This is a genomic window from Colwellia maritima (assembly GCF_022669015.1).
Lineage (GTDB): Bacteria > Pseudomonadota > Gammaproteobacteria > Enterobacterales > Alteromonadaceae > Colwellia > Colwellia maritima.
Genome location: NZ_JAKKSL010000003.1, coordinates 354880 through 372120 on the forward strand (window position 1 = coordinate 354880; position 17241 = coordinate 372120).

Here is a 17241-nt window from a genome sequence, read left to right on the forward strand (position 1 = left end):
AGAATTAGCTCCACAAAAAGTACGCATAAATAAAAACAATAACCGTACTAAGCAACATTTTAAATTGATTTATAAAACATAAGACGGGAATAATATAATGAAAACAAAAATTTTGAATACAAATAAGTTCGTCCTCTCAGTATTAACTACAGCAATTTTAGCTGCTCCTTCAGCATTTGCTTCTGATACCGCACATGGCAAAAGTATCACGGATGCATTAGCTGACAGTAAAGTAAATGTTTCATTTCGTGCTCGTTATGAAGCAGTTGATGAGGACGGCGCCTCAAGTGCAGCAGATAAAGAGGCGACTGCATTTACCTTAAAAAGTCGTTTAACACTTAATACTGGCGCATATCAAGGTTTCTCTCTAGGGTTAGAAGTTGATAATGTTACCGCCATCGTTGATGACTATAATGATGCCGCAGGCAACAATCCGGCTGACTCTGTTATTGCCGACCCTGAAATCACTGATGTCAACCAAGCATACATTAAATATAGCCATGGTGACTTTAAAGCAACAGGCGGGCGCCGGCGTATTTTACACAACAATCAACGCTTTGTTGGTGGCGTAGGTTGGAGACAAAACGAACAAACTTATGATGGTATTCGTATTGAATACGCGGCTAATGACGCCTTATCTTTTGATTACAGTTACATTCACAACGCAAACCGGATTTTTGCTGACGATGCAAAATCTGATTTAGGTGGTGATTTTCATTTTATTAATGGCGCCTATAAAGTAAATAAAGCACATAAAATAACAGCTTTTGCTTATATTCTTGATTTTGATACGGCTGCTGCCTTATCAACTAGCACGTTTGGCGCTTTATATAATGGTAAATTTGACCATGTTTTTGTTAATGCTAGTTTAGCCACACAAAGTGACAATGGGGACAACGTTAACAATTTTGATACCAATTATATTAATGCTGAGGTTGGCACTACTCTTGGTAAAATTACCCTGTTAGGTGGCTATGAGTTACTTGGTAGTGACAACGGCGTCGGTTTTTCAACGCCTTTTGCTACATTGCATAAATTTCAAGGTTGGACAGATAAATTCTTAGGCACACCTGGTAGTGGCGTTGAAGATATTTATGTCACCGTTAAGGGTGCTGTTCTTTGGGGTAAAATTAAGTGCAACCTATCATAACCTCACCTCAGATGTAGATAACATTGATTACGGTAACGAGTTAGATTTAGTCGCAAATTACACCGTAAACAAAAACTATAGCGTGTTAGCTAAATTTGCTAATTATAGTGCTGATGATTTTTCAACAGACACTAACAAACTATGGTTACAAGCCGTTGCTAAATTCTAAACATAACTAACCTATAAAATACTAAAGGTGTTTTGTTATATATCAAAACACCTTTTTTCATTTCAAATAAATACTTTATTGTGCAATTTTCTAACTTCCAACTTGGTATTAAAACGATTAGAATAACCGCGGTTTTTTATGGTTAGGTTTTTTCTATTGTTATTAATGATCGACAATTACGACTCATTTACATTTAATTTAGTGCACTATTTTCAGGCGTTAGGCCAAGAAGTAAAAGTAGTTCGACACGATGAAATTAGCATTCCTGAGATCGAACAACTTAAACCTGACTATTTAGTTATTTCTCCAGGTCCATGTAACCCTGACAGTGCCGGCATATCCTTAGCTGTTGTAAACCGATTTGCAGGGGAAATACCTTTGTTAGGTGTTTGTTTAGGTCACCAGTGCATTGCGCAACATTTTGGCGCTAAAATAATTAAGGCTAAAAAGTTAATGCATGGTAAAACAAGCATCATCACGCATTCTGGCTCAGGCTTATTTCAACACATTAAGCCGTCTTTACAAGTGACTCGGTATCATTCACTTATTGTTGACCAATCATCACTGCCTGATGATTTAATTGTGACCGCATGGAGCACGGATGAGCAAGGTAACCAAGATGAAATTATGGCTTTACAGCACATAGATTTTGCGCTTTGTAGTGTTCAGTTCCATCCCGAATCTGTACTAACAGAACAAGGTTCTGCGCTATTAAAAAACTTTCTTTCAATGGCGTAATACATAATATGATTAAATTGAACTAAATTAGTATAAAACGTTTTTCTCTCATTAATGCTTTGATAACATATACCGATAACTTTAGAATACCTCTACTTCGTACTTTTTAAGATAAAAAGTGAGCTTATGAAATGCTGATTAACACCTATGCTATTTTTTGATAATAACGACACGCTTTCTGCAATACATCAACAAGCGGTTAGTTTAACTATCAGTAAAGACTTTGCCGAGCAACGTAATGGCAAAGTGAATCTTGTCGACTTTCAAGGAAGTGAGCAGGAAAATCGCCGCAGAGAGCTATTATCCGTTGAATTAAAAGCGCAGCAAGAAAAAATAGTGGCCGCCCATGGAGAAGAACATTTTAAAAAACAAGTGATGGCTACCTTCTTTGCGCAAGTAAATAAAAAAGTAAATGAAGAATTTGATAATAAAGCCTACCTGTATAACCGAGTGCTAAATATTGAAGAAGCTGCCCCCATGATTCTCGAGTTGCTTTCTTTACGAGCAACCTCAATTAATAAAATTAAACCCCTAGCAACCTCATTACCTTGGCTTGCAACTGATTTATTGAGTTTAGTTAATAAACCTCAATATCGAAAACGTGCTGATGTACAAGTAAATGACGCAAAACTTGCCCTGAGTTATATCGGAATAGATAATTTAAAATTAGTCATGCCAACTTTTATTCTGAAACACTGGTTACCGGCAAACACTGCACCATTTGGTTTGATGAAACGAAAATTATGGAACGACAGCTTATCTGTCGCCTTAGCATCGAGCGCGCTTGCAGAAAATGCAGGCATCAATCGTTATACAGCTTTTACTACAGGCATGTTATCTAATATTGGTAAACTAGCCGTTACTCGCTGTTTTATATCTACATACACCCGTATGTATAAACAAGAATTACGTGAAGCATTTAACGCTAAAGATAAACGTTTGCATAATATTCTCAGCAAAATCAAAAATCCTCCTGAACTCTTACTAGAACAATTAATTTTACGCAGCAGTCAATTATCAGCAGAATTAATAGAGTTAATGAACTTTGATAGATTAACGATAACAGAACCCATGTTTGACTTGGCGTATGCTGATTCATTAGACAATATGTGCCCTATTGCTCAAATCGTGACTAAAGCAAAAGCTTATGTCTGCTATCGTAGCCTTGCAAAAGATAATTTAATCACGGAAGATGAAAAAGCCACTTTATTTGAGGCTGCAAATTTGAGTCAAAGTGAGATATCTTTACTCAACAAAAGTGATATAGACCACATAAAGTTAAAATTTAACTAGTTTCCACGCTTATTTAATAAATTATTTTTGATTATTTATTAAAATGTCTAAATAATCGTTTTCACTTAAGTAACCGACCTGCATTAAACATAGCGCACTTTTTAGTGTTTTTTTTCATCACTATAAATATTCATTATATCTGAATAAAACCCCTGAAAGCTTTATTTTTACTAGCCTGTAGCCAATTCAAACAAGACAGCGTGTTTTTTTCCTGTCATAATAACCTTCTATTTTTTACACGCTGACCAATATTCTTAGCATAATAAAACCTATTGCTTATATACTGAACTCAGTGTTATCCATGCAAATATAGTTATCCATTTTTTGAGGAGTTTGAAATGTCAGAACAGTTTTCTGTAAATCGCGAGTTATTTGATGATGTTATGGTGCCTAACTACGCACCTTCTGCTGTTATACCAGTGCGCGGTCAAGGCTCTCGAGTATGGGATCAACAAAACAATGAGTATGTTGACTTTTTGGCGGTATTGCTGTGAATTGTTTAGGTCATTGTCACCCAACACCTGTTCGTGCACTACAAGAGCAAAGTGAAAAAATTTGGCATTTATCTAATGTTATGACAAATGAGCCGGCTTTACGTTTAGCTAAAAAGTTAGTGGATAGTACCTTTGCAGAAAAAGTGTATTTTGCCAACTCTGGCGCAGAATCAAACGAAGCTGCTTTGAAACTTGCTCGTCGTCAAGCACTGGAAGTTCATGGTAGTGATAAAACACAAATCATCGCCTTTAATCAAGGGTTTCATGGCCGAACGTTCTTTACCGTTACCGTTGGTGGGCAAGCTGCTTATTCTGATGGATTTGGTCCAAAACCAGGCGATATTGTTCATGCAGAATATAACAATTTAGACAGTGTAAAAGCGCTTATCTCTGATAAAACTTGCGCGATCATGATTGAACCTTTGCAAGGCGAAGGAGGCATTGTTTCACCTACTGATGAATTCATCAAAGGTGTTCGTGAATTATGTAACCAACATAATGCGTTACTAATTTTTGATGAAGTACAAACGGGTCTTGGTCGTCTTGGTTCGCTTTATGCATATATGGATTTAGGCGTTACTCCTGACATTTTAACATCTGCTAAAGGCTTGGGCGGCGGTTTCCCTATTGGCGCAATGTTAACAACGACTGATATTGCGAAACATTTAAAAGTAGGTACTCATGGCAGTACTTATGGTGGCAACCCACTCGCTTGTGCCGTAAGTGAAGCAGTTATTGATGTGGTAAACACACCTGAAGTTCTTGATGGCGTAAAAGCTAAATCAGTACTTTTTGTTGATGGTTTGCAAGCAATTAATACTAAATATAATGTATTTAAAGAAATACGTGGTAAAGGTTTATTAATTGGTGCTGTCTTAAATGACGCTTATCAAGGTAAAGCAAAAGACTTTTTAGTAGCCGCCATGAGCGAAGGTGTAATGACTTTAGTTGCCGGCGCTAGCATTGTTCGCTTCGCGCCTTCATTAATCATTCCAGATGAAGATATAAAAGAAGGTTTGGCTCGTTTTGAAAAAGCGATTGCTAAGATTACCTCTTAAGATAAAACCCTAGCCAATATTCTTACTACCATTTTATAGGTAGTAAGAATTTCTTTTAATCATCGAGAACTGTTTATGATTATCATCCGTCCTATTAGAATGAGTGATTATGACGATTTATATCGCATAGCCATTGAATCAGGTCATGGTTTTACCTCGTTACCTGTTAATGAAGACATTTTAAAAAAACGTATAATACACTCAGAAGAATCATTTAAAGCGCAAGTAAGTCAACCCGGTAACCAGGGCTACTTGTTTGTGATGGAAGATACCGAAACGGGTCAAGTTGTTGGTACTACGGGTATTGAAGCGGCTGTTGGTTTAGATAATGCTTTTTATCACTACCATTTGGGTAAAGTTGTTCACAGCTCCCGTGAATTGAATATTCATAATACGGTGGAAACACTTTCGCTTTGTAATGATTACTCTGGCGCCACAGAAATTTGCACATTATTTTTGCAAGAAAGCCATCGCAAAAATAGTAACGGGCGCTTCCTATCTCGCTGTCGATTTTTATTTATTGCTGAACATAGCGAACGTTTTTCTGATTGCGTTATTGCTGAAATGCGAGGCGTGAGCGATGAAAAGGGTAAATCCCCTTTTTATGACTGGCTTGAAGAACATTTTTTATCCATTGAATTCACCAAAGCTGATTATTTAACAGGAATAGGCAATAAAGACTTTATTGCCGAATTAATGCCCAAGTACCCTGTATATGTCAGTTTACTAAGTAAAGAAGCTCAGCAAGTTATCAACCAAGTGCACGACAATACGGTGCCGGCTTTGCGCCTGCTTAAAGCAGAAGGTTTTTCTCGCCGTGGCTATGTTGATATTTTTGATGCAGGTCCAACAGTCGAAGCAGAACGAAGCCAAATTCGTTCAGTGCGTGAAAGTAATAAATATCAGGTACTTATTAACGATACTCATGAAGAACAAAACAGCCAAAAGTATATTGTTTGTAATACAAAAGTAAACGAATTCAGAGCAATACAAGTGAAATTATCACTACGCGAAACGGCGAATCAAGTTGTACTTACAAGTGAAATAGCACAAGCATTACAAGTACAAGAAGGTGATTGGGTTCGCCTTATTAGTAATTAACAGCCTAAATTAACATAGGAAGAAACATGTCAAACGTTCAATTTATTAATGGTCAATGGCAAGCCGGTTTAGGTCATGATGTTACCTCACTAAATCCTGCCAAAAATGAAGTGATCTGGCAAGGTAAAACAGCCTCACCGGCGCAAGTAGAATTAGCTATTAGCAGTGCTCGAAATGCTTTTGAAAATTGGTCTACTCGTAGCTTCGAAGACCGCGTAAGCATTATCACTAAGTTTGCAGAACTTTTAGGTGAAAATAAAGACGCATTAGCAAATACTATCTCCTTAGAAACAGGTAAACCCCTGGCCGGAAACCTTAGGTGAAGTTGGCGCTATGGTCGGAAAAATTAATATTTCACTTAACGCTTATAAAGAACGCACCGGCACAGTCGAAAACCCAATGCCCGGTGCTAAAGCCTTTATTCGTCATAAACCTCATGGGGTTGTTGCCGTTTTTGGTCCTTATAACTTCCCTGGACATTTACCTAATGGCCATATTGTTCCTGCACTGATCGGTAATACAATAGTATTCAAACCAAGCGAATTAACCCCTAAAGTAGCAGAAGAAATGGTGAAAATATGGCAGTCTGCAGGGCTTCCGGTGGTGTTCTTAATCTAGTTCAGGGTGAAGTTGATACAGGTAAAGCACTTGCAAGTAATAAAATGATCGATGGGTTATTCTTTACAGGTAGCTCAACCACAGGTCACTTATTGCACGAACAATTTGGTGGCCAACCGGGTAAAATTTTAGCTTTAGAAATGGGTGGTAACAATCCGCTTATTGTTAAAGATATTAGTGATATTACGGCAGTGGTACACGATATTATTCAATCTGCTTTTGTGACAACAGGACAACGTTGTACTTGTGCTCGTCGGTTATTCATCGAACAAGGTGAACAAGGTGATACCATAATAGCAAAACTCATTGAAGCGACCAAGGCATTGAAAATTGGTTATTATGATGATGAAGAACAGCCCTTTATTGGATCTATGATTTCTGAAAAAGCGGCTTTAGGTTTAGTTGCTGCACAGCAAAAATTACTTGATTTAGGTGCAACATCATTACTTGAATTAAAGCATTTAGAAGCGAATACTGGTTTTATCTCTCCTGGTATTGTTGATGTTAGCAACATTATTGCTGATGTACCTGATGAAGAATATTTTGGTCCATTACTCAAAGTATATCGTTACACTGATTTTGATGAAGCTATCAATGAAGGCAATAATACTGGCTTTGGCTTATCCGGTGGTTTATTAAGTGACAGTGCGGCCTTGTATGAGCATTTCTTTACCCGTATTAGAGCCGGAATTGTTAATTGGAATAAACCAATTACGGGTGCAAGTAGTGCCGCACCTTTTGGTGGTATAGGCGCAAGTGGCAATCACAGAGCAAGTGCATTTTATGCTGCAGATTACTGTGCTTACCCAATTGCTTCAGTAGAAGCAGACAAAGTTAGCTTACCTGCCACCTTGAGCCCTGGTATCAAACTTTAATACTTATTGAAATGATGTAATTTAACCATGCATTTTAAAGATACTTATCTATTAACTCAGCAAAGAGAAGATGGGGTTCGCCCCAACTTCTTTAAGAGTATCGATCAACTCTAATTTTGGTGGTAGCGTCAGTTATCACTAAATTTTTTCATCGTCCCCCGAAGAAACCCAATAACTGCCACTGCCTCCTTGTTTATAATTAATAGCTTATAAATCGCTAATAACAAAGGAAAAATCATGACAAAAGTCACTAAACTTTTTGACAATATTTGGCAGCAATACATTGCTGTAACACCTTCAGCTAAAAACATACACCAACTATTAGGTGATGGCAAAGACGTGGTAAATGACCATGTTGCCTATCGCACATTTAACACTGGAAAAGTCAATTTAAACAAATTTTCTAAGCACCTTGAAGCGATGGGATATTCCGAGTGTGGTCAGTATGATTTTGTTGCAAAAAAATTAACCGCTAAGCATTTTGAACATCAGGATGCCTCTATGCCAAAAGTTTTTGTCAGCGAACTTCGCGTAGAAGAATTTTCACCTACGGTACAAAATATAATCCATACCTTGGTAGATCAACTACCTGAAAATATTAGTGAACAACCTAACTTTTTATATTCAGGCCGCCCGTGGAAAATTAGTTTTGAAGATTATCAAACGCTATTAGCTGAGAGTGAGTATGCTGCTTGGTTAGCCGCTTGGGGTTATCGCGCAAATCACTTTACGGTAAGCATAAACCACCTAGATAATTATCATTGCATTACTGACGTTAATAACCGCCTAAAACAATCAGGTTATGTGTTAAATAGCAATGGCGGCGAAATTAAAGGAAATAATGTTGTTAAGCTAGAACAATCGTCAACTTTAGCAGACAAAGCATTCGTTGAATTTTCGGATAAAAAAGCAGAAATACCTAGCTGTTTTTACGAATTTGCTAAACGCTATCCCAGTGCTAATGGTGAGCTTTATACCGGATTTGTGGCGGAATCAGCAGATAAAATTTTTGAAAGTACCAACGCTGTCGCCTAACGAATAATCTTTATATACCAGTACTTATTAAGTCTTGGTATTAATACCTAGCAGCAGCTCGGTTTCGCCCACTATAAACCACTTCTAACTCGACCCTAGTAATAGATTTATTCGCTAATAATTCATTATATACTGTCATAAGATCGTCTGTTTTTTGTGGCGTAATTCTAAAAGTATTTTTCGCTATTTTTGTGATATTCTTATAGGATGTATCCAAGCATTTCATCAGGCTTTGTTATTACAACAAAGGTACCTTTAACCGTACCGTATTCAGACATTTTACTATGACGAACCTCACTCCCTTTTTCTAGTTTTGTCCCCGTAAAAATATATTTTTCACCATTAAATGAAATGGATTTTTTACCTTGTTTTATTGGTGTTGTTTGCTTTGCTACTATTTCTTTTTTAGTCGCTCTCGTGTTTTTACCATGTTTATTTTTATCGGTTGATATAATCACTTGTTCTTCAGCGCTATCCGCTGCTAATACTTCTTTCTGCTCTGCTTGTGAACACGAAGTCATTAAAAAACCAAGACAAAAGCTAATAACCAACACACTATTATTTTTCATTATAAAGACCTTTCTCACCTTACAGTATATTGAAAAGCCAAGCTAATATGACCGAGTAAAAAGGCGGCTTTTATATACTAAACTTTCTAATTAACCTGAGTTCGATCTCATCAAAACATCTTAAACCGAATTCAGGTTATTTATTACTTACGACGACGTAGTAAAGTTAAAGGAAGTAGTAACAAGGTTAACCAAGTTGTAGAGCCACCACCACTCGATTTAACCGTAGGTTGAGTCGTTTGTGTGGCAACATTCGTTACTTTAACCGTAATGGTATTAACCACGTTATCAGTACCGTCATTAACCGTAGCATTAAAGACAAGCTCATCACCGCTAGCAGCAACGTCTGGTGCGGTAAAACTAACAGAAGCTGAATCACTGCCAGTAAGCGTCACTGCAGCACCAGATACTTGTTCCCAACTATAAGTTAGTACATCACTATTTGCATCCGTAGCCGCCACAGATAAACTCACGCTAGTGCCCTCTTTAACGCTTTGATCACCACTTGTAGTAACAACCGGTAAGCGATTATCACAGTCAAAGCTATCACCCGCGACAACATCAGAGAAAACGCTAGTTTGAATATTTGTGAAGGTTATATCATCGATATACCACCGGACAAAGATCAAAACCAAAATCATCTGGTTCAGGTGCAAAAGCAGAATCGGTTGCCAAGCGGAAACGGAATTCGACTTGGTTACCATTCAAACTTTCACCAAAGTTGATTGTTTCCATGCCATTATTGGAACCTGAAAACATAGCACGACCGGCAATTACAGCTTCGGTGTCAGCTATTCCTGTATCAGTATACCCATCACCCAAAAACTCACCGCCCATATCTGTAACATCAACCCAGTCACCGCCATTAACTCGTACTTCTACCACGGCGCCATCATAACCTTCTTCCATGTTATATAAGTGCCAGAAGTTAATAGTATATTCACCATTAAAACCAACTGACATCGGGCGCGTTTGATAAGCGACATCTGAGATAAAGCTATTAGCAGTAGCTGCAATCATACCGTCATCTGCATCCCATTGATCTAATCTCCAAGTACTATTAGCCATTTCACCGCCATCAATAACGGTTTCAGTAAAATCATGTAAACGCGATAGTGTATTTAAATCTTCATATTGTGTTGTACCGACTAACTCGCGAGGTACAAAATCAACGTTTACCGTTGTTGATACTAAGTAATCGCTTGCTTCAACACCATCGACCAAGTCTGGAACAAATTTAAGTATTAATTCATCACCTGTATTTGCTTCGTTAAGTGTAAATTCAATAGGTGCACTCGTTGCAGAGCCAAACATCGCTACGTCACCTAAAGTGACTGCGCCACCGTTGGCAAACGTTACATCATGATCACTATCAACTACAACAGTACCCGATAATCCTGATAATGCAGCATTACCGCCATTCTTAATGGTAAAGCTAACAGTGCCCGTTTCACCCTTATCAAGAATTTGGTCATTTGAACAATATCCAGTCGTTAAACCTTCATAATTGGTATTTAATGTATGTTCAGTAACAGTAAAGGTATCTAAATCTGTTTTATATGATTCAACTACTCCCATATGATCAGTTGAGAAGCGACTTGGTGACACGGCACCAAGCCCCATGCCTCGACGTGCAAACGCCCCTAAGATAAGTTTATAATCTTCTTGATCATTAGCATAGGCAGCAGCTAATAATGCATCTCGTCCTTCGGTAAAAGTTGGCGCCATTGGCATCATTTTGTAACTTAAAACAAGGTAATCTTTCATTAGACTTTTTGCTTCAGCGAAGGTATGACGTTCGTCATTTACCATAGCAATAAATGAATCCCATAACATTGCTGCATATACAGCACCTGACGCATGTACTTCAGGATCAACTTCAACATCACTAAAGGTCGATGGATTAATATCCATATTCGTTGAATAAGGATATTGACGAATACCTGAGACAAAGCTAGCAACATACGTTGTGTCACCATACCCACCTGCATAATTTTCATTACCTAGGACTAAATTATCGTCAGCATCAGAAGCAAACAATAGCGCATGAAAATCGCCAAAGCCTTCCCCCATAGAACTAGCTTGATTACTACTTAAACCTGAGCCATTACCCACTAAGCGGTTACTGATATAATGACCCCACTCATGAGCAACAATAGCATTATCCCAAGAACTATCTTTAAATACGCGTGATAGATCATTTTTAAACATCTCAATTGAAACCGTTTCATTAGCATCAATTAGTGCATAGATAGCATTTGCTTCATTTTGCGAAATCCCCATGCTTGGAATGGTGACCGTATCATCGCTTCCCCCCATTGGCGCAGGATCATCGCCATCTTTATTATTTGCCACAAGTACCGCGATAGCACCCGCTTCTTGAGCATTTTTAACTTTATCTGTAAAATTGCAAGAACCACGATCTATGATTGCAATTTTCCCAACAAGGTCGGCAATATTGATAGCTTCTTCACAGCCATCATGAGTAGGATCCGTACCATCTTCTAAACGAACTAACTCAGCTGAAATTGCATAAATATCAGCGCCAAAACTAGAAATTTGTACGTGTTCTAATAAACCTATACTCGCATGTGAAGTGGCAGTTACCCCATAATCAACCCCATTAACAGCCTGTGTGGTTTCCCATAAATACATTTGCATACGAGGTGAAGAACCATCCGCCGGCGTAGACATATTTGCATTATCAAACCCTGAATTATCTTGTACTTCTACATTCAGAGCATCACCTTCAACACCACCGCGACCATAATTTAGTGCCTGAGCATTACCCGAAGCTTCATCAAAACCATGATCATAATAGTCATCATGTAAATAATTATTCATGAGAAATAAGTTAACAATGGCCGCTTTACGGTTATTCACTGAGTATTCTGGTTCAGCATCATTGTACTTATAGTCAAAGGTATTAGCCGTGGTCACTTCTGCTACGTAATCACCATTAGTAAATCCTTGTGGTGCTACCGCATCAACATAGGCTGTAACATTGTTACCCTCTGTCGTTGTTGCATCATCAGCTAACCAAGCATCTTTTGTGCTAATAGGACCATGAGTTAACGTGACTAACGGCGCATCTAAATACGCTGCTGTCAAATAAGCCTCGGAGTCACTTCCTGTCGCTGCAGGCATTACATTTCCATGCGGGCTATCCCATGGTTTGCCGTTAGCATCAGCATAAATACGGTAGTTAAAATCTGCAGCGTGACTGGTTAAATTCTTTTTAAATAAAATTTCACCTGTTTTAGCTGATACGACATAACCATAATATTCTGAATTACGACTATCGAAATCTCCAGTTTCAACTTCTACATAATGAGCAGCAACTAACTCATTTTTATGCTCAAAAAATACTTTTTTAGCTCGCGGCTCACCCAGTATTATTTTACTCTTTGAAGTGTTAGTCACTTTAAATTTTTCGTACTTGTCATCCGAAACGTTAGCAACGAGTGCAACTGAGTCGCTATCGCCACCCATTGCCGAAAATACTGAGCTAATTGAATTCGCAGAACTTCCGAAAGCATTATCGATATTTTTAATCGCTGAAACGGATGACTTACTTGCCGATTTGCCAATGAAGTAGCCTGATGAAGCAACTAAGTTAAATTCACGGTCCATCATGATGTTATATTCACGATTAAAGACCTCTACACCCGCAATTTCTTGTTTGTATTTAGCTATTTTCGCACCACGCCCCAAGTCATGTATATTAGCTAAAACTGGCTTACCTAAGCTTTGATTCGATTTATTAGCACCCGTTAATTGATTTAAATAATACTCTGCTGCAAAAACATTTTGATATTCTGGCGCAATTGCACCCATATTTGGTGATGCAGCGCGTTTTGCTGCCCATTGAAATGTTGTCTTACCTAGTTGCGCATCAAATTGATTAGACATACCACTTGCAGAGTCAGGACTTGTTTGCGCTTGTGATACTGAATAGAGAGGTGATTTGATTTTTGAAGGTACATTCAAAATTTCAGCCACACTTCCCATTGACGTAGCTGACAATGCTGCAGCAACGACGCTTGCAACAACTGATTTATTTAGGTTCATGAAAACTCCTTGAGTATTATTACTTTATTCTTAGCAAATGATTATTTCATTCATTTTATTGTGTTTTACGATTAACACACTAAAGCATAACTGCAACAATAAACAGCATATAAACATATTTATTACATTTTTTTTACATACATTTGTATTTAAATATTTACCGTTGTAAAATTTAGTGAGGTCAAATTTTTCTTTACATTGTCTTCACAAGGCAGTTTCTAAACTGCTAATTTTGATTATGTTGATAATTATTAAATTTTATGTCTAAAATAATAGCGGCATACTGTTATAATCTGATTATCGTCATACACGAGTTATATAAGTAATAATATGGTTACAAGCAAAGAAGGTTACATTCATTTAATAGAGTATTTGACAGAACATTTAAGTTTATTTGAAAATACTCAAGCGGTAGATCAAAACTCAGAAACCGTGCTAACCCTTATAGAAAATGAGCTGTGCGAACAAATAATTTCTGTTTGCAGCCAAAATACAGCGTTAACCCCCACCCGGCCGTCATGCCATGGTAAGTGAAATTGATACCATTGTGCGTGACCTTGAAGAAGTGTTATCTGCAGTCATTAATAACCCAAAGATCTGATCAACAAACTATCTTTATCAAGGAGTTTTCTTCACTTATTAAAAACTTATTTGATACTGAGATAAATGAGCTTTTAACCAACAACCAATAATCACCGCTAGCTAAAATTTTTAAGAAATTAAAGTTTCTACTCCTCCTCCGTGTTTTTTTAAACAGTTTATGGAAAGGAGATCAAATCTACACAAGTTGCTCATGAAGTCGCCTTGTATGCTGAAAATATTGCTCAGTAGCGCTGATGCTAGATAGGAAGGTTGGAATTACACACGATTTTTCAATTGTCGCTGAGCAGTAAATAAGTCATCTATTTGTTAAAGGTCACTCATCCAATCTAGCTGCTTATTTGCTAAGGTTTTACGTTCCATTAAATCACGGATAAGCGGCGTTAATATTAATTCCATTGCCAACCCCATCTTACCACCAGGTACAACCAGAGTACTGACTCTAGACATAAATGAACCGTCAATCATACGAAGGTAATATTGAAAATCTACATTTTTGACTTCTCGAAAACGAATCACAACAAAACTCTCATCTAGTGTAGGAATGGCTTTTGCGCTAAAAGGATTCGAAGTATCAACGGTTGGCACCCGTTGAAAGTTAATGTGAGTACGAGAAAACTGTGGCGTGATAAATGAGATATAATCTTCCATACTACGTACTATACTTGCGGTTACAGCCTCACGGTTATGACCTCGCTTGTTAGTATCACGTACAATCTTTTGAATCCACTCTAGATTAACAATTGGAACCATGCCGATAAGTAAATCAACGTGTTTCGCAACATCATTGCTTTCAGTTACTACACCGCCATGTAAGCCTTCATAAAACAATAAATCAGCGCCCTCACCAATTCTTCCCATGGGGTAAAAGTACCTGGCATTTGGTTATAGGGAACAGCATCATCAAAAGTATGAAGGTATCGTCGCATCATCCCTTTACCCGTCTCACCGTAAGTTTTGAATAACTTTTCTAATGCATCAAAATCATTAGCAAGATCACCGAAATAACTAATATTAGTATGCGACTCTTTTGCCTTTCGTTTCGCTAAATCCATTTCTTGTCGCGAAAACCGGTGAAAACTATCGCCTTCAATATTAACTGAATTAATACCTAAGGTTCGAAACATATGCTCAAACGAAGAAGTAGTCGTTGAAGTGCCTGCACCCGAGGATCCAGTAACAGCAATAATGGGATTTCGTGATGACATCTAAAAACTCGGACAGTAGTATCAAATGAAGAATTATGCCTTTATTTGATATAAGTAAAACGATAGCTATTTTATACGGGGAATTTCCGCTAACGTCAAGAAACAAAAAACCGAGCCAAGGCTCGGTTTTTACTTCTTTTCAAGATTGAAACTTAAACTAGTGTTTAAGCTTCTGCTGAATCTTCAACTTCTTCAACAATTTCTTCAACTGCCGGACGGTCTACTAATTCAACATAAGCCATAGGCGCTTTATCACCAGTACGGAAACCACATTTTAAAATGCGAGTATATCCACCTGGACGTTCTTGGTAACGTTCACCAAGTTCGTTAAATAAAATACCTACTACTTCTTTGTCTTGTGTACGAGCAAATGCTAAACGACGATTTGCAACACTGTCGGTTTTAGCCAATGTAATCAAAGGCTCTACAACGCGACGTAGTTCTTTAGCTTTAGCTACAGTCGTTTTGATAACGCCGTGCTTAACTAGAGAGCTTGCCATATTGCGGAACATCGCTTGGCGATGACTGCTATTACGGTTTAACTGGCGACCACTTTGACGATGACGCATGTGTTAATCCTTCTTAAAAAACTATTAAAAAAACGATGATCGAACTAGTCGTTGTCAACAATGCTTTCAGGTGGCCAGTTTTCTAGGCGCATGCCTAGTGACAAACCACGTGACGCTAACACGTCTTTAATTTCAGTTAATGACTTCTTACCTAAATTAGGCGTTTTAAGAAGCTCAACTTCCGCACGTTGTACTAAATCACCAATATATTGAATTGCTTCTGCTTTTAAACAGTTTGCACTGCGGACTGTTAGCTCTAGATCATCCACTGGACGAAGCAATATAGGGTCAAACAATGGTTTTTCTTCCACTTGCTCAACTTCTTTAATATCACGAAGTTCTACAAACGCATCTAGCTGTTCAGCTAAAATTGTTGAAGCACGACGGATAGCTTCTTCAGGATCCAATGTACCATTGGTTTCCATATCTAAAACTAATTTGTCTAAATCTGTACGTTGTTCAACACGTGCAGAATCAACAGAATAAGCAATTCTTACTACAGGACTGAATGAGGCATCAACCAACAAACGACCAATAGCACGATCTTCTTCCTCGGCATCACGGCGCGCTGAAGCAGGTACATAACCACGACCCATTTCAATTTTAATGCGCATACTGATAGAACCTTCACCTGTTAAGGTGCAGATAACATGCTCTGGATTAGTAATAGTTACATCACCGTCATGTTGTATATCAGCTGCCGTTACAGGGCCTTCACCAGACTTAGTTAAAGTCAGAACGGCTTCATTTTTGCCTTCTAAAATAACAGCAAGCCCTTTAAGGTTTAACAATATTTCGATGATGTCTTCTTGAACACCTTCTTTACTACTGTACTCATGTAATACACCATCAATTTCTACTTCAGTTACAGCACAACCTGGCATTGAAGATAAAAGAATACGGCGTAACGCATTACCTAAAGTGTGACCAAAACCACGTTCTAGTGGCTCTAAAGTTACTTTAGCGCGACGAGGGTTAATATTTTCAATACCAACCATGCGTGGTCTAAGGAATTCGGTTACAGAACCCTGCATATATGTCCTCTCTTAAAGTGTAACTTTACTATTTAGAGTAAAGTTCAACAATCAACTGTTCATTAATTTCAGCAGATAAGTCAGCTCTATCAGGAACACGTTTAAACGTTCCTTCAAGTTTTTTATTATCAACTTCAACCCAAAGTGGCTTTTCACGTTGGTCGGCTAAATCTAAAGCGGCGATAATACGTGCTTGAGTTTTAGACTTCTCACGAACAGAAACCACATCTTCAGCTTTAACAGTGAAAGATGGAATATTTACTACACCGCCATTTACCACGATAGCCTTATGGCTAACTAATTGACGAGCTTCAGCACGAGTGCTTGCATAGCCCATACGGTAAACTACGTTATCTAAACGCGTTTCTAAAAGTTGTAACAAGTTTTCACCTGTATTACCTTTTAAACGTGCTGCTTCTTTGTAGTAATTACTGAATTGTTTTTCTAGTACGCCATAAATACGACGAACTTTTTGTTTTTCACGAAGTTGAACACCGTAATCAGACAAACGACCGCGACGGGCGCCGTGTTGACCTGGTATTGTTTCGATTTTACATTTAGTGTCAATTGCTCTAACACCGCTTTTAAGGAATAAATCTGTTCCTTCGCGGCGACTAAGCTTTAACTTAGGACCTAAATATCTAGCCATTTTCTTTCTC

At 37.9% G+C, this 17241-nt stretch carries 14 protein-coding genes and 3 pseudogenes; 10 read left to right on the forward strand and 7 right to left on the reverse strand.

The window, feature by feature from the left end; translation table 11 throughout:
- Positions 1–97: 97 nt before the first annotated feature.
- The 8 genes and pseudogenes from L3081_RS17500 (at position 98) to L3081_RS17535 (ending at position 8531) form a co-directional block, all read left to right on the forward strand.
- Positions 98–1150 carry an alginate export family protein gene (locus tag L3081_RS17500; RefSeq protein WP_242287320.1) on the forward strand — a complete coding sequence of 351 codons (1053 nt, stop codon included), beginning with the start codon at positions 98–100 and terminating at the stop codon, positions 1148–1150.
- The gene (locus L3081_RS17505; RefSeq protein WP_242287321.1) at positions 1095–1319 is read left to right on the forward strand and encodes a hypothetical protein; all 225 of its coding nucleotides are present in this window, start codon (positions 1095–1097) and stop codon (positions 1317–1319) included. Before L3081_RS17500 ends, L3081_RS17505 begins: the two co-directional genes overlap by 56 nt.
- Positions 1320–1475: 156 nt before the next feature.
- Positions 1476–2057, forward strand: a complete 582-nt coding sequence (locus L3081_RS17510) for an anthranilate synthase component II (protein WP_242287322.1) — start codon at positions 1476–1478, stop codon at positions 2055–2057.
- A 147-nt stretch (positions 2058–2204) separates the two neighbouring features.
- Positions 2205–3350 (forward strand): HDOD domain-containing protein, encoded by a 1146-nt coding sequence (locus L3081_RS17515; RefSeq protein WP_242287323.1) that lies wholly within the window; start codon positions 2205–2207, stop codon positions 3348–3350.
- 338 nt (positions 3351–3688) lie between these two features.
- Positions 3689–4902: pseudogene (locus L3081_RS17520) on the forward strand (aspartate aminotransferase family protein).
- A 75-nt stretch (positions 4903–4977) separates the two neighbouring features.
- Positions 4978–6003, forward strand: coding sequence for an arginine N-succinyltransferase (gene astA / locus L3081_RS17525; protein ID WP_242287324.1), 1026 nt, complete (start codon positions 4978–4980; stop codon positions 6001–6003).
- 26 nt (positions 6004–6029) lie between these two features.
- Positions 6030–7496: pseudogene (gene astD / locus L3081_RS17530) on the forward strand (succinylglutamate-semialdehyde dehydrogenase).
- A 234-nt stretch (positions 7497–7730) separates the two neighbouring features.
- Positions 7731–8531 carry a DUF1338 domain-containing protein gene (locus L3081_RS17535; RefSeq protein ID WP_420839763.1) on the forward strand — a complete coding sequence of 267 codons (801 nt, stop codon included), beginning with the start codon at positions 7731–7733 and terminating at the stop codon, positions 8529–8531.
- A 200-nt stretch (positions 8532–8731) separates the two neighbouring features.
- Here the strand turns inward: L3081_RS17535 and L3081_RS17540 are convergent, their stop codons facing one another.
- From L3081_RS17540 to L3081_RS17550, 3 genes are all read right to left on the reverse strand, one after another.
- A complete protein-coding gene (locus L3081_RS17540) occupies positions 8732–9100 on the reverse strand; it encodes a hypothetical protein (protein ID WP_242287326.1) in 369 nt (122 codons plus the stop codon).
- 143 nt (positions 9101–9243) lie between these two features.
- Entirely contained in the window at positions 9244–9729 is a 486-nt protein-coding gene (locus L3081_RS17545) for a PKD domain-containing protein (protein ID WP_242287327.1), read from the reverse strand.
- On the reverse strand, positions 9701–13171 hold the full coding sequence (locus L3081_RS17550) for a rhombosortase-dependent M36 family metallopeptidase (protein WP_242287328.1): 3471 nt from the start codon (positions 13169–13171) through the stop codon (positions 9701–9703). Before L3081_RS17550 ends, L3081_RS17545 begins: the two co-directional genes overlap by 29 nt.
- 330 nt (positions 13172–13501) lie before the next feature.
- Here L3081_RS17550 and L3081_RS28505 point away from each other — a divergent pair, with 330 nt between their 5' ends.
- The gene (locus L3081_RS28505; protein WP_338027387.1) at positions 13502–13705 is read left to right on the forward strand and encodes a DUF3802 family protein; all 204 of its coding nucleotides are present in this window, start codon (positions 13502–13504) and stop codon (positions 13703–13705) included.
- 17 nt (positions 13706–13722) lie between these two features.
- The gene (locus tag L3081_RS28510) at positions 13723–13863 is read left to right on the forward strand and encodes a DUF3802 family protein (protein WP_338027388.1); all 141 of its coding nucleotides are present in this window, start codon (positions 13723–13725) and stop codon (positions 13861–13863) included.
- A 217-nt stretch (positions 13864–14080) separates the two neighbouring features.
- On the opposite strand, the pseudogene L3081_RS17560 reads toward L3081_RS28510, so the two are convergent.
- From L3081_RS17560 to rpsD, 4 genes and pseudogenes are all read right to left on the reverse strand, one after another.
- Positions 14081–14979, reverse strand: a pseudogene (locus L3081_RS17560) (phosphoribulokinase).
- Positions 14980–15143: 164 nt separating this feature from the next.
- On the reverse strand, positions 15144–15548 hold the full coding sequence (gene rplQ / locus L3081_RS17565) for a 50S ribosomal protein L17 (protein WP_242287329.1): 405 nt from the start codon (positions 15546–15548) through the stop codon (positions 15144–15146).
- 44 nt (positions 15549–15592) lie between these two features.
- Complete coding sequence (locus L3081_RS17570) at positions 15593–16582, reverse strand: DNA-directed RNA polymerase subunit alpha (protein ID WP_242287330.1); 990 nt, start codon at positions 16580–16582, stop codon at positions 15593–15595.
- A 28-nt stretch (positions 16583–16610) separates the two neighbouring features.
- Entirely contained in the window at positions 16611–17231 is a 621-nt protein-coding gene (gene rpsD, locus L3081_RS17575; RefSeq protein WP_242287331.1) for a 30S ribosomal protein S4, read from the reverse strand.
- Positions 17232–17241: the final 10 nt, after the last annotated feature.